At 38.3% G+C, this 14,598-nt stretch carries 10 protein-coding genes; 7 read left to right on the forward strand and 3 right to left on the reverse strand.

All coding sequences use genetic code 11. The features are described 5' to 3' along the window. Positions 1 to 43: 43 nt before the first annotated feature. The 7 genes from GJU39_RS19325 to GJU39_RS19355 all read left to right on the forward strand — a co-directional run bounded on the left by GJU39_RS19325 (position 44) and on the right by GJU39_RS19355 (position 11,883). Positions 44 to 370, forward strand: coding sequence for a hypothetical protein (locus GJU39_RS19325; protein WP_154282647.1), 327 nt, complete (start codon positions 44 to 46; stop codon positions 368 to 370). 96 nt (positions 371 to 466) lie between these two features. After that, entirely contained in the window at positions 467 to 2,332 is a 1,866-nt protein-coding gene (gene treZ, locus GJU39_RS19330; protein WP_154282648.1) for a malto-oligosyltrehalose trehalohydrolase, read from the forward strand. Continuing rightward, positions 2,325 to 6,383 (forward strand): malto-oligosyltrehalose synthase, encoded by a 4,059-nt coding sequence (gene treY / locus GJU39_RS19335; protein WP_154282649.1) that lies wholly within the window; start codon positions 2,325 to 2,327, stop codon positions 6,381 to 6,383. The genes treZ and treY overlap by 8 nt, the downstream gene beginning before the upstream one ends. Positions 6,384 to 7,106: 723 nt before the next feature. Further along, complete coding sequence (locus GJU39_RS19340; RefSeq protein WP_154282650.1) at positions 7,107 to 7,673, forward strand: UbiX family flavin prenyltransferase; 567 nt, start codon at positions 7,107 to 7,109, stop codon at positions 7,671 to 7,673. Between the two features lie 89 nt (positions 7,674 to 7,762). Continuing rightward, complete coding sequence (gene mtaB / locus GJU39_RS19345; RefSeq protein ID WP_154282651.1) at positions 7,763 to 9,085, forward strand: tRNA (N(6)-L-threonylcarbamoyladenosine(37)-C(2))-methylthiotransferase MtaB; 1,323 nt, start codon at positions 7,763 to 7,765, stop codon at positions 9,083 to 9,085. Between the two features lie 811 nt (positions 9,086 to 9,896). After that, positions 9,897 to 11,045 carry a prolipoprotein diacylglyceryl transferase gene (locus tag GJU39_RS19350; RefSeq protein WP_154282652.1) on the forward strand — a complete coding sequence of 383 codons (1,149 nt, stop codon included), beginning with the start codon at positions 9,897 to 9,899 and terminating at the stop codon, positions 11,043 to 11,045. A gap of 49 nt (positions 11,046 to 11,094) precedes the next feature. Beyond that, positions 11,095 to 11,883: an inositol monophosphatase family protein gene (locus tag GJU39_RS19355; RefSeq protein ID WP_154282653.1), complete on the forward strand. Its 789-nt coding sequence runs from the start codon at positions 11,095 to 11,097 to the stop codon at positions 11,881 to 11,883. 165 nt (positions 11,884 to 12,048) lie between these two features. On the opposite strand, the gene GJU39_RS19360 is transcribed toward GJU39_RS19355, so the two are convergent. The 3 genes from GJU39_RS19360 to GJU39_RS19370 form a co-directional block, all read right to left on the reverse strand. Further along, positions 12,049 to 12,600, reverse strand: a complete 552-nt coding sequence (locus GJU39_RS19360) for a NifU family protein (protein ID WP_154282654.1) — start codon at positions 12,598 to 12,600, stop codon at positions 12,049 to 12,051. A gap of 86 nt (positions 12,601 to 12,686) precedes the next feature. Beyond that, positions 12,687 to 14,033, reverse strand: coding sequence for an adenylosuccinate lyase (gene purB, locus GJU39_RS19365; protein WP_154282655.1), 1,347 nt, complete (start codon positions 14,031 to 14,033; stop codon positions 12,687 to 12,689). 129 nt (positions 14,034 to 14,162) lie between these two features. Next, on the reverse strand, positions 14,163 to 14,387 hold the full coding sequence (locus GJU39_RS19370; protein ID WP_154282656.1) for a hypothetical protein: 225 nt from the start codon (positions 14,385 to 14,387) through the stop codon (positions 14,163 to 14,165). Positions 14,388 to 14,598 lie beyond the last annotated feature (211 nt).

The raw sequence follows: 14,598 nt of genomic DNA on the forward strand, positions 1-14,598 counted from the left end.
CGTAAAAATACAGGTGTTTATACGCAGCCTTTAGCACCCCTTTATGCAACCGTTTTTTAAACTGAATAATTTTGAATACAGCACTTGTTCAAAACATTTTGCACTTTCAAATGCTTCTTATGGTAAAAAGTTACAGATGGAAGAATTGATGAATCAGATAAAGTTGTTTTTAGGAAATAGCGCTAAAAACATTTTTAAAAAAGGACCCGCAGAGGTAGAGGTTGTAGTGAACGAAGGAGAAAACGGCCAGCAACTATCAGGAAATCTTAAAGAACATATTGTAGACCTGGTAGATGAAGATGTTATTGCGAAGATCAGTTTCGTAGATCAATCCGGAAACGTTATTGATAGCTTTTCGCTGAATCAGTAACCTATAATTTAAAAGTGTTATAATCTCTAAACCGGCAGGACTGAAATCTAGTTCTCGTTACAAATCAACAAGTATGGATGAAAATGATAAGAAAATATGGAAATAGATATCCGCAGAAGAAAAATAGGTTTAAATTTTAATGAAAAAGGGGCTGCCGAGATCTACCTTTGGGCACCATATGCATCGAATGTCTCTTTATTTGCAAACAGTTCGGAACTCAATTTAATTAAAGGCGATTTCGGCTATTGGTATTTAGAAACTTCAACAGTGAAAGAAGGAGATGAATATTACTTTAAATTTCAACAATCAGGAGAAACAGAACATCAAACAGCTGATGGGAAATATTTAAGCAGGGCAGATCCTGCGTCTTTATGGCAAAAAGAGGGTGTAGCCGGAAATTCCACTGCTTTTAATCTGAATAATTTCAAGTGGAGTGATCAGCATTGGAAAGGTTTGCCACTCGAAGATTTTATTATTTACGAATTACATACGGGAACATTTACAGATAGGGGAGATTTCTCGTCTATCACAGAAAAACTTCATTATTTAAAAGATTTAGGAATCACTGCAATTGAGCTGATGCCAGTCGCGCAGTTTTCCGGAGATAGAAATTGGGGCTACGATGGGGTATTTCCTTTCGCTACCCAAAATTCTTACGGCGGACCTGAAGCATTGAAAAAACTTATAAATAAATGTCATGAGGTAGGTTTAGCCGTCGTTCTTGATGTGGTTTACAACCATATGGGTCCCGAAGGAAATTATTTTAATGATTTTGGGCCATATTTCACCGATAAATATCAAACACCCTGGGGCCAGGCCATAAATTTTGATGATGCAAATTGCGACCCCGTCCGCGATTATTTTATCGAAAATGTATTAATGTGGTTTCGAGATTTCCATGTTGATGCACTGAGAATGGATGCAGTACATGCCATTAAAGATTTCAGCGCTACCCATATCTTGCAGGATATTAAAAATCACGTTAACCAACTCTCTGAATATACCGGAAAATCGCATCAACTGATTGTGGAACTTGATCTGAATGATCCTAAATATATTAATCACCCGGGAACTGGTGGCTACGGAATGGATGCGCAATGGGTAGATGAATTCCACCACGCCCTTCGGGTTAGCGCCGGACAGGAACCAAACGGCTATTATGCCGACTTCAACGGGATTGAACATCTGGCAAAGTCGTACAACGATGCTTATGTATACGATGGGCAATATTCACCACACCGCGGGAAGAAATTTGGAGCGAAGGCGTCTGCAAATGAAGGAAAACAATTCGTGGTGTTTTCTCAAAATCATGATCAGGTGGGTAACCGCATGCTGGGCGAACGAACCAGCGAATTGGTTAGTTTTGAGATGTCTAAACTGCTTGCGGCTGCGGTTTTTTGCAGTCCGTTTTTACCGATGCTTTTTATGGGAGAAGAATATGGCGAAACCAATAGATTTCAGTTTTTTACCAGCCACAGCGATAAAGAACTAATTGAAGCGGTTAGAAAAGGCAGAAAGGCAGAGTTTGCAGCTTTTCACAGTGGTGAGGAAACACCGGATCCCCAGAGTGATGAAACTTTCTTAACATCGAAACTCGATTGGAATAAACTCAGCCGGCATCCGCACCGCAATCTACTGCAATATTATAAGGCCTTAATTAGTTTAAGGAAAGAACATAAGGCACTTTCTATCCTCAACAGGAACAATATAAAAGCAACATCATTAGCAGAACAAAATTGTTTAATACTGCAACGCTGGCACGAAGATGAACGCTTGCTTTGTTTAATGAATTTTTCAGATCAGCCGCAAACCTTAATGCTCGAAAACGGTTATCAATATCAAAATATTTTTAACTCCTCATCTGTTACATGGGGTGGAGCAAGTGATGAAATCATTCCTGTACAAAATAAAGCAACTATTTTTCCCGAATCTATCTTAATTTTTCTTTGCGAAAATGTATAAACCTACCACTACCTACCGAATTCAGTTTAATAAAGATTTTCCTTTTAAATCGCTCGAAAAAATTGTTCCATATCTAAAAGAACTTGGAATTGATACCATTTATGCCTCACCAATATTTGAAGCCTCTCCGGGCAGTATGCACGGTTACGATACCACTAACCCGCATCGGATTAATCCGGAAATCGGTACAGAAAAAGAATTGTACCAGCTTTCAGCGATGCTGAAAAAGAACGGAATTGCCTGGCTTCAGGATATTGTACCCAATCATATGGCTTTCCATACCAACAATAGCTGGCTGATGGACGTATTGAAAAAAGGTAAAGAATCTCAGTATGCCACTTTTTTCGACATCAATTTAGCAGAAGAACCAAAGCTCATGGTTCCTTTTTTAGGTGAAGATTTAAATGATGCTGTAAAAAACGATGCTATTAAACTGGTGGCTAAGGATAATCAGTTCTTTCTGGATTATAGTGGAACCCCCTGGCCGGTGAGTGACGCTACTCATCAGTACCTTAAGGGAAAAAAATTAGATCAGATTAATATTGATAAAGTTGAACTATTAAATATTATAGATGATCAGAACTATCGCCTTTGCAATTGGCAGGAAACTTTTTTCAAAATTAACTACCGGAGATTTTTTACTGTAAATAGTTTGATTTGCTTAAACGTTCAGGATCAAGATGTATTTGATACTTACCATAAATACATTTTTACACTGATAAAAGATGGCATATTTCAAGGCTTAAGAATTGATCATATCGATGGGTTATACGATCCGAAAGTGTATTTGGATAGACTCAGGGTAGCCGTAGGCGATGACGTTTATATCGTAATCGAAAAGATTTTGGAGAACAAAGAACAACTTCCTTCAGATTGGAACACACAAGGAAGTACCGGATACGATTTTCTAGCCATTACGAATAACCTTTTTACCAATAATTCCGCTCAACAGTCTTTCGATGAACTATATCAGAAAGTAACCGGTAAATCTCAGGATCTGGATATACTGATTCATGAGAAAAAAGAAACCATTTTATACGAGCACATAAGCGGCGAGCTTGATAATTTGTATCAACTGGCTAAAAACCTGGAGCTGATTGCTGATGCTGATGAAAACGAAATCCGTTCAGAAAAAATAAAAAAGGCAATGGGTGAAATGATGATTCAGATGCCGGTTTACCGTTATTATGATTATCAGTTTCCGTTACAGGGCGAATCCCTTCATCAGCTGACAGATTTAATTTCAGGTGTAAAAGAAACGGAAGAGTTAAGATCTGCCGCTGCCTTTCTCCACCGCATATTTATTGAAAAACCACTTACCGGAGACCCGGTTTATTTGGAAAATATTGGAAAATTCTACCAGCGCGTGATGCAGTTTACGGGTCCGTTAATGGCAAAAGGGGTAGAAGATACGGTGATGTTTACCTATAATTTGTTCGTTGGCCATACCGAGGTTGGTGATGCGCCGCATGCATTTGGAATTACTACCGAAGATTTTCATGCAAAAATGGAAGAAAGGCAAAAACTTTGGCCATATGCATTAAACGGGAGCGCCACGCACGATACCAAAAAAGGCGAAGACGTTAGGGCGAGGTTAAACGTATTAACTGATATTCCTGAGCAATGGACTAATGTGGTAGAGGATCTGTTGGAAATTACAGATCAACTTCAGCAGAAGGAAGAGTCAATGAATAATCTGCATAAAAACGATATGTATCTGGTCATTCAAACTATCCTGGGGGCTTCAGCCATGCCGGACGAGGATACGGATAATATTGGCGAACGTTTAGAGCAGTATATAGAGAAGGCATTAAGAGAAGCTAAAAAGCGTTCAGATTGGGCATCACCTGATGAAGAATATGAGCAAAAAGTAAAAGCCTTTGCCCATGCACTCCTTGATGTTAATAACCCCGGTAGCCAGGCGATTCAACAATTTATCGGCAAAATTGCGGACTTTGGTATCATTAACAGCCTGGCTCAACTGGTGTTAAAATTCACGTGTCCGGGTATTCCCGATGTTTATCAAGGCACCGAATTATGGGATTTGAGTTTGGTAGATCCCGATAATCGCAGGCCGGTGGATTATAATAAGAGAATAGATTTTCAAGGTGAACACAAAGATCGAAGCCTGGAGGCACTATGGGCTGAACGCTATACCGGAAAAATAAAACTTTGGTTAACCGAAAATTTAGCAACCTTCAGAAAAGAGAATAAGCAGCTTTTTGAAGATGGAAAATATATTCCGCTTCGCGTAGAAGGAGAATTTAAAAATAATATCATATCCTTCGCACGACAATTAAAAAACGAATGGGTAGTTGTGGTGATCCCGGTAGGGTTGGCAGCATTGGCTAAAGACGAGACGGAAATCACAAAATTCGACTGGAAAGACACTCAGATCATTTTGCCTTCAGCAGCACCAACCGAATGGGATAATCTGATCTCAAAAACATCTGGTGTAAAAGATGTATTGAATGATGGTCTGCTGGTTAGTCGGCTTTTAAGCAATATGCCAGTCGGCGTAATTAAATTAAAGGCCAATGGTAACGGTCGCTCTGCAGGGATTCTAATGCACATTAGCTCATTACCTTCCGAATATGGAATTGGAGACATTGGCCCGGAAAGTGAAAAATTTATAGATTTTCTGGCTGATACCGGTCAAAAATACTGGCAAATACTGCCCGTTAATCCAACAAAAAAAGAAAATGGCCACTCGCCATATTCCAGTAACTCAGCTATGGCTGGAAACATTTTGCTGATTAGTCCGGAAGTTCTCCAGGTAGATGGCTTATTAACCGCCGCCGACCTTGAAAATGCAAAGACTACCTCAACCGATCAGATTGATTACGAAGTGGTTGATAACACTAAACATCAGTTGCTGACTACGGCATACAATAATTTCAAACAGTCTGATCATGCTGCTTTGAAGCAGTCTTTTAAAACATTCTGTACTGATGAGAAGAGTTGGCTTGATAGTTTCGCCTTATATATGGCAATTAAAGCCCATCACCAGCATTCAGAATGGTACAACTGGCCAGATCAATTTAGAACTGGCGAAAAAAAGGCCCTTGAAGATTTTGTCAGTGAATTTGAGGAGGAAATTGATGAAGTAAAATGGCAACAATTTATTTTCTATAAACAATGGCATACCTTGAAAGATTATGCCAGCCAATTCGGCATCGGGATAGTAGGTGACCTTCCTTTCTACTTAGACCTCGATTCTGTTGAAGTGTGGTCACAACCTCATTTATTTAAACTCGATGAATTTTTGAAACCACTTAAAGTTGCTGGTGTTCCACCCGATTATTTCAATGAAAACGGGCAGCTTTGGGGGATGCCAATTTTCAATTGGGAAGCAATGAAAGCAGACAACTATACCTGGTGGGTGAATCGCCTGAAAAAGAATATGGAACTTTTCGATTTGTTGCGGCTGGATCACTTCCGGGCATTTTCTTCGTTTTGGGAAGTTAATGCTGGTGCCGAAAATGCAGTTAACGGGAAATGGGTGGACGGACCAGGAAACCAATTTTTTGAAGTAATCGAAAAAGAACTGGGCAGATTGCCTTTCATTGCAGAAGATCTTGGCGAAATTACCGCAGATGTGGAGCTGCTTCGCGACAAATTTGATTTACCAGGCATGAAGGTTCTACAATTTGCTTTTGGCGGCGATTTAATTACAACCATACATATCCCACATAATTTTACCACGCCCAACTGTTTGGTTTACACTGGCACCCACGATAATAACACGCTTCTGGGCTGGTTTAAAAACGAAGCAGATGACGACAATAAGAAAAGGCTTGATGTTTATTTTGGTGTGAATGTAACTGAGGGAAATGTTAATCAGACAATTTTAAGGGCTGCCTACACATCAGGCGCAAAGATTGCGATCATTCCGATTCAGGATATATTAAACCTGGATGAAGCTGCACGAATGAATAAACCTGGCGATGTAGCCGGCAATTGGGGCTGGCGTTTAACGAAAGAAATGTTAAATGAAGATTTAACCAATTGGCTAAAAAAAGAAACCGAAATTAGCCATAGAAAGCGTTAGTAAGAGCCGGTTACTTAATTATCATCAGATAAGGGACAGATAAGGATTTCAAATCTTTCCCTTATTTAGTGATTACTGCTCGAATTGTATATAATTCGAAATTTTGAATGAATAAAATTGAAAAGTATGTAATAATCATGGATGATAATTTTCAGGATATTTATTACTCACGCTAAATCACCTGACAGTGTTAAAGTGAGTGATGAAGTTTCTTTCAGAATCGAACAGCGAAGACGGATTGGTGGCGACAACAATGGGGTTGATCTGACTGATTCATTTCAGTCTACGCCTTGACAATCAAGCCTTTTTTCTCGAAAAGGTAATCATTTTTAAACCTGCAGTTAATGTCGGTGCATAATGTAATGAACTTCATAACGTATAAATTGCCGAATAGATAATGCCATAAGTATCATTTATTTTGAAATTTATGTCGTATTAATATGACCATTTTGTTTCAAATAGTGTTTTTTTTGATCGTTTTGAAGGTGAAAATTTAGATTATTGAAAAATTATTTTGTTGATAATCAGGTAGTTGTTTTGCTTTTGTGAAATATTGTGATGTTTTGCGCATTTTAACAGTTCGCTATTATCTTTTCTTGAAAAAATATATATATTTGTTCTTACCCTTTCGAGGGTATGTTTTTCATAGGTAGATGTAGGGTCGAATACTTGTATTCGGCCCTTTTTTTGTATTCAAGTGTTTTAATAACGTATTTTTGTGCGATGATAAAAAAGAAAGTAATTGTAGCCATTACTGGTGCCAGTGGATCAATTTATGCTAAAGTTTTATTCGATAAATTGATCGAACTTAAAGATCAGATTGAAGCTGTTGGGGTAGTGATGAGCGATAATGCTAAAGAAGTTTGGCAATTTGAATTGGGAAACCAGAATTATGCAGACTTTACCAATTTTACTTTCTTTGGCAAAAACGACTTTAATGCACCCTTTGCATCCGGATCGGCTAAATACGATACGATGATTATTGTGCCATGTTCTATGGGTACTTTAGGCCGAATTGCGCATGGCATTTCGAACGATTTGATCTCCAGGGCTGCAGACGTTATTTTGAAAGAGCGGAGGAAACTAATTGCCGTGGTTAGAGATACCCCGTTTAGTTTGATTCACATCAATAATATGAAAACTGTTACCGAGGCTGGAGGGATTATTTGTCCGGCTAATCCATCATTTTATAGCTTACCCAAAACCATTGAGGAAGTAGCAGGAACTGTAATTAGCAGAGTACTGGATTTAGCTGGGTTTGAGCAACAAAGTTATCGCTGGCAAGAGTAATCGTACGAAAGGCTCTTCGTCTGTAGTTTGTCAGTTCTCCATGGGCCCAACAAATAACTCCCAACTAATTTCTTATCTTTGCAGGCTAAATGAAAAAGGTCGCATTTTATACATTAGGTTGTAAATTAAATTTCTCTGAAACTTCAACTATTGGTCGTTTATTTACCGATGCTGGTTATGCTGTGGTAGATTTTCAGGATCAGGCTGATGTGTATGTGATTAACACCTGCTCTGTTACCGAGCATGCGGATAAAAAATGCCGTAAGGTTGTTAAAGAGGCCTTAAAATATTCTCCAAATGCCTTTGTTACCATTGTTGGGTGTTATGCTCAGCTAAAACCACAAGAAATCGCAGAGATTGAAGGTGTGGATATGGTTCTTGGTGCCGCAGAAAAATTCAGAATTGTAGAATATATTACCGATTTAACCAAGCAGCCTAAAGCAGTGGTTCATCAGCAAAATATAGAGAAAGTAAATCATAATTTCATTGCATCTTATTCTATTGGCGATAGAACACGTACTTTTTTAAAAGTGCAGGACGGATGTGATTACCCTTGTACCTATTGTACTATCCCTTTAGCTCGCGGCGCAAGCCGGAGCGATACCATCGAAAATGTGGTGAATCGTGCCAGGATGATTGCTGAAGGTGGTGTAAAAGAGATCGTTTTAACTGGCGTAAATCTCGGCGATTTTGGCATTCGCAATGGCGGGCGGGAAGATAAGTTTTTCGATTTGGTAAAAGCATTGGATGAAGTGGAGGGGATTGAGAGAATTCGTATCTCATCAATAGAACCGAATCTCCTCAGTAATGAAATTATCGAATTTGTAGCCGGTTCTAAGCGTTTTGTTCCTCATTTTCATATTCCGCTCCAATCGGGCTCTGATAAAATTCTCGGTTTAATGCGTCGCCGCTATCGGAGAGATTTATATGTTGAGCGGGTAGCAAAAATCAAAGAAGTGATGCCGCATTGCTGTATCGGTGTGGATGTTATTGTTGGTTTTCCAGGCGAAACAAAAGATGATTTTCTCGATACTTATCAGTTTTTAAATCAATTAGATATATCATATCTTCATGTGTTTACCTACTCTGAGCGTGAGTTAACTGCGGCTGCCGAAATGAAAGGTGTTGTTGCCGGAAGTGAACGTAACGAACGAAGTAAAATGCTGCATATCCTGTCGGATAAAAAACGCCGGGCTTTCTATCAATCTCAAATTGGAAGTGATGCCGAAGTACTTTTCGAAGCAGATCAAAAAATGGGCTACATGCACGGTTTTACCAAAAACTATGTGAAAGTTCGTGCAAAATACGATCCGGTAATGGTAAACGAACTGAAAGCCGTTAAGCTTCTTGAAATTACTGCAGATGGCGAAGTAGAGGTGGCTGAGCTGGAAACTGCTTACGCGCATCATTAGCGATTTTTTAGGAGGCGTTTTTCGTTTCCCGTTTTTTGTTAGTTGATGTACGTCAGTATTTATATTAAGTTTCAGAATTACCTTGAAGAATTGGCTTCGCAATGACGACATCTTTAAAACATACTCTAGGTATTACCAGTTTGCTGATAATAACCGCCTGGCTTCAGCCTACGGTAAACGAATAATCTGCTTTCAGCTTTTATTCCTCTTGCAGGACAGATTGCTTCAGCCAAAGAAAAATTGGCTTCGTAATGACGACATCTTTAAAACTTACGCTAGGTATTACCAGTTTGCTGATTAATAACCGTCTGGCTTCAGCTGACGGTAAACGAATAATCTGCTTTCAGCTTTGAGCTCTCCGCTTTTATTCCTCTTGAAGGACAGATTGCTTTAGCCAAAGAAGAATTGGCTTCGCAATGACGACATCTTTAAAACATACGCTAGATATTACCAGTTTGCTGATTTAATAACCGTCTGGCTCTAGTTGAAGGTAAACGAATAATCTGCTTTAATCTTTTACCTCTCCGCTTTTATTCCTCTTGCAGGACAGATTGCTTCAGCTCAAGAAGAATTGGCTTCGCAATGACGACATCTTTAAAACATACGCTAGGTATTACCAGTTTGCTGATTTAATAACCGTTTGGCTCTAGTCGAAGGAAAACGAATAATCTGCTTTCAGCTTTAATCTTTTACCTCTCCGCTTTTATCTCTCTCTGCCTTACCATTTCCTATTTCCACCTTACTCTTCATCTCTATTCTTTCCACTTTGGTCTTCTAGCTTTCTTTCCTATCTTCGCAACAAATTATTTGTATGTTTCCTACTGTCTCGCATTTTTTAGAATACCTGTTTGGCATCAATCTGCCATTGCCGTTTAATACCTTCGGCGTTTTTGTTGCGCTTGCCTTTGTTGCAGGTTATTGGGCTTTTACTAAAGAATTACAACGGAAAGAGGCATTAGGAATACTTCATCCTATTACCAAAACGATTATTATTGGTAAACAAGCCACAGTTACAGAGTTAATTATGAATGGCTTATTTGGTTTCCTAATAGGTTATAAGCTGGTTTATGCATTATTAAATTATTCATTATTTGTAAGTGATGCCCAAACGGTATTGATGTCTGCAAAAGGTAACTTCATTGGAGGATTATTATTTGCCGCGCTATTTGCGTATTGGGATTATAAAGAAAAAGACAAATACAAATTAGACAAACCCAAAGAAACGAAAGTAACCGTTCATCCTTATCAATTGATGAGTAATCTCATTGTTTGGGCAGCCGTATGGGGTTTTTTAGGAGCAAAGTTTTTTGATAATTTAGAATACTGGGATGATTTTGTACAACATCCTATAGAGCGTTTACTTTCATTTAGTGGATTAACCTTTTATGGTGGATTAATCTGCGGAGGTGCCGCTGTACTTATTATTGCAAAAAAGAACGGCATAAAACCCCTGCATATGTTAGATGTGGGTGGACCTGGAATGATGCTGGCCTATGCTGTAGGAAGAATCGGCTGCCACTTATCAGGTGATGGTGATTGGGGGATTGTGAATTCAAATCCAAAACCTTTTACCTGGTTGCCAGATTGGTTATGGTCATACACTTATCCAAATAATGTGGTGGGAGAGGGAATTCCAATTCCTGGCTGTACCGGTAAATTTTGTAACGAATTGGCCCAGGGTGTTTATCCAACACCAATCTACGAGGTAATTGTTTGTTTAATTTTGTTCGCATTCTTGTGGAGCATCCGTGATAAAATAAAAGCACCAGGACTAATGTTCGGCATCTATATGATTCTTAATGGGATTGAGCGTTTCTGCATCGAATTAATCCGTGTTAACTCTAAATATCATGTGTTTGGTTTATCATTCACGCAAGCGGAAATGATTTCTACTTTCCTTGTTATCGGTGGTATCGTTTTAAGTGCCTATGCGCTCAGAAATAAAAATACATTGAGCTAAATTTATGATTAAGGATTCGCACCCATAACAACATCTTTTTTTAAAAACTATGAATTACGAATTAATATGCAATAAGGTCATCGCTATTGTTAAGCTTACTGGAAATTTTATCCGTAAAGAATCTTTACAGTTTGATGCCAGTAAAATTGAGTATAAAGGTTTAAACGATATGGTTTCTTATGTAGATAAAACTGCAGAGCAGAAACTGGTTCGTAACCTCGAAAAACTGATTCCAGATGCCGGCTTCATCACCGAAGAAAAAACGATCAGCAGAGAAGGAAAAACTTATACCTGGATTATTGATCCTTTGGATGGTACCACCAACTTCATTCATGGGATTCCAGCTTATGGCATTAGTGTAGCTTTGTATGAAGAAGGGTTACCAGTTGTTGGCGTAGTGTATGAGTTAAACCGGGGCGAGATGTTTTATTCATACAAAGGTGGAGACGCATTTATGAACAAGAAACAAATTAAAGTCTCTACCAATCCGGATTTACCATCTAGTTTATTGGCGACAGGTTTTCCATACTATCAGTTTGAAAAGCAGGCGCAATACCTGAAGCTATTGGAAGAAATGATGCAGAAAAGCCATGGTGTGCGTCGTATTGGTGCGGCAGCGGTAGATTTGGTTTATACTGCATGTGGCCGTTTTGATGCTTTCTTCGAATACAATCTTCAGCAATGGGATTTTGCTGCCGGCTGTTTCATTGTTCAGCAGGCTGGAGGAGAGGTTTTCGATTTTTCTGGTGGTAATGATTATTTCGTTAAAAGAGAAATATTGGCCACTAATGGGAAACTAACAGCAGAAATGCTCGAAGCCATTAAGAGATACTTTTAATCATCCTGAAAATCTGCGTTAAGATCTGGAAGATTATCAAAAGCCATGCTTAGTTATAAAAATATCTTGAGATTCTAAATTTATAATAAATAACAATGTTTTATAACAGGAATGGCTCACTAAAGGTGAGCCATTCCTGTTAACTATAACTATGAAAACAGGTTATTATAAAGCCTCTGAAACTACATCTGTAACCTCGGGAACCATTCTTTGTAGTAAGTTCTGGATGCCAGATTTAAGCGTAATAGTAGAAGAAGGACAACCGCTGCAAGAGCCACGTAATTCTACCGTCACCACGCCTTCATCAAAAGATTTGTAGGTAATTGCACCGCCATCCTGCTCAACCGCCGGACGAACATAATCATGAAGGATCTGCTGGATTTTAATTTCAGTTTCTGTTCCTTCGAAAGATGGAGCTTCTTCAGATGTCTCCTCTTTAATTTTTAGTTCAGATTCTACAGCACCTTTTACAAACTCTTTCAGAATCGCTTCAATATCAGCCCAGTCTGCATCATCTGTTTTGGTAACAGTTACGAAGTTGCTGGCAAAGAACACACCCGAAACAAAGCTGAATTTGAATAATTCCTTTGCAAATGGCGAATGTTCTGCACTTTCTTTTGTTGCGAAATCCTCACTACCGTTAATCAATAGCTTATTTACCATGAATTTCATGGTGGCCGGGTTAGGAGTCTGTTCTGTATATACGTTAATCGTCATGTCTTAATCAATTTGAATAAACAAAATTAACAATTACTCATTAATAAAGCTTTTGCAGGCTGTCTGTTTAGCGTCAATTTAATTGACTAAAAAATTCCGGTATAATTGAAAGGTGTAATGGTTCTCAATTGCACCTTAATTTCCTCTTTTACGGCTAAACCTTCAATAAATTGCGCTATGCTGGCAGCATTTATTTTTGAATTTGTTCTGGTCAGTTCTTTCAATGCCTCGTAAGGATTCGGGAAATTTTCTCTGCGTAAAACCGTTTGAATTGCCTCAGCCACTACTGCCCAGTTATCATCTAAATCTGCATGTAAAGCAGCCTCATTTAATAAAATTTTATTTAATCCTCTTAAGGTAGATTGAATTGCAATTAAGGTATGTCCAAAAGGTACGCCCACATTTCTTAAAACCGTTGAGTCGGTTAAATCCCTTTGCATCCGGGAAATGGGAAGTTTAGCAGCAAAAAACTCAAATAATGCATTGGCAATACCTGCATTTCCTTCTGCATTTTCGAAATCAATTGGATTAACTTTATGTGGCATGGCCGATGAGCCAATTTCTCCCGCTTTAATTTTTTGTTTGAAATAGTTTTTCGAGATGTAGGTCCAGATGTCTCGGTCTAAATCAATGATGATGTTGTTGATGCGTTTTAATGCATCGCACTGCGCAGCAAACTGATCATAATGTTCAATCTGTGTAGTATGTTGTGCCCTGGTTAAACCTAACGTTTCGTTCACAAACTGGTTAGAAAAATCTACCCAGTTTACCTGCGGATAAGCAATGTGGTGTGCATTAAAATTACCCGTTGCTCCACCAAATTTGGCACTGTTTGGAATCAATTTTAAATGCTCCAGCTGGATGTTTAAACGATCTGCGAAAACCAGAAATTCTTTACCCAGTTTGGTAGGAGAGGCCGGCTGACCATGTGTATGGGCGAGCATCGGGATATCTTTCCATTCAGTTGCTAATGCTTCAATTTTAGTAATTAAGGTTGTTATTGCAGGATAGTAACTGTTGTTTAGGGCTAATTTAATGGAATATGGAATCGCAGTATTATTAATATCCTGTGAAGTTAATCCAAAATGGATAAATTCTTTAAAATCCTGAAGTAACAAAACATCGAATTTACTTTTGATAAAATATTCAACTGCTTTTACATCGTGGTTGGTAACCTTTTCTGTTTCTTTAATTTCCAGCGCATCCGCCTCTGAAAAATTTTCATAAATTTTACGGAGATCTGCATAAAGATTTTTATCAAACGTCTCCAGTCCGGGAAGGTTTGCTTCGCATAAAGAGATAAAGTACTCAATTTCTACAAAAACACGATATTTTATTAATGCTTCTTCAGAAAAGTAAGCAGCTAAGTCTTCAGTTGTCTTTCTATATCGGCCGTCAACTGGGGAGATAGCTCGTAGTGATGTTAAATTCATTATGCGGATTATATTTTTGCCGCAAATTTACTACAATTGCCCGGATATCAGAATTGTTTTATTTGTTGTTCATAAAAAAAGGTATTGACGTTAAATCAATACCTTTCATATTAAAGCAGAGCAGGAAAACTAGTGTTTAACTTCTTCTGTAGTAGTTGTAGTTGATTTTACAGTAGTATCTTTTACTGTAGAGTCTTTTACTGTAGTATCTGAACCTGTAGTATCTGTAACGATTGTAGAGGAATCAGTAACTGTTGTATCTGTTCCATCGGCTTTTTTGTCTGAACCGCCACAAGCAGCAACTGTTAAAGATAGTGCGATAGCTAAGAAGCCTAATTTGAATGCATTTTTCATATTGTTATCTGTTTTAGGGTTAATATATACTGTTAATACCCGGAATTTGAAAAGGTAACCCGGAAAAACAGTAAAAATAAAAACGGCCTCTAAGAAATTAATCTTAAAGGCCGTTTTATTATAGGTAAAGTTAAACTAGTGTTTAACTTCTTCTGTTTTAGTTGTAGTTGCTTTTACAGTAGTATCTTTAACGGTAGAATCTTTTACTGAA

This window comes from Pedobacter petrophilus, assembly GCF_009674725.1.
Taxonomy (GTDB): domain Bacteria; phylum Bacteroidota; class Bacteroidia; order Sphingobacteriales; family Sphingobacteriaceae; genus Pedobacter; species Pedobacter petrophilus.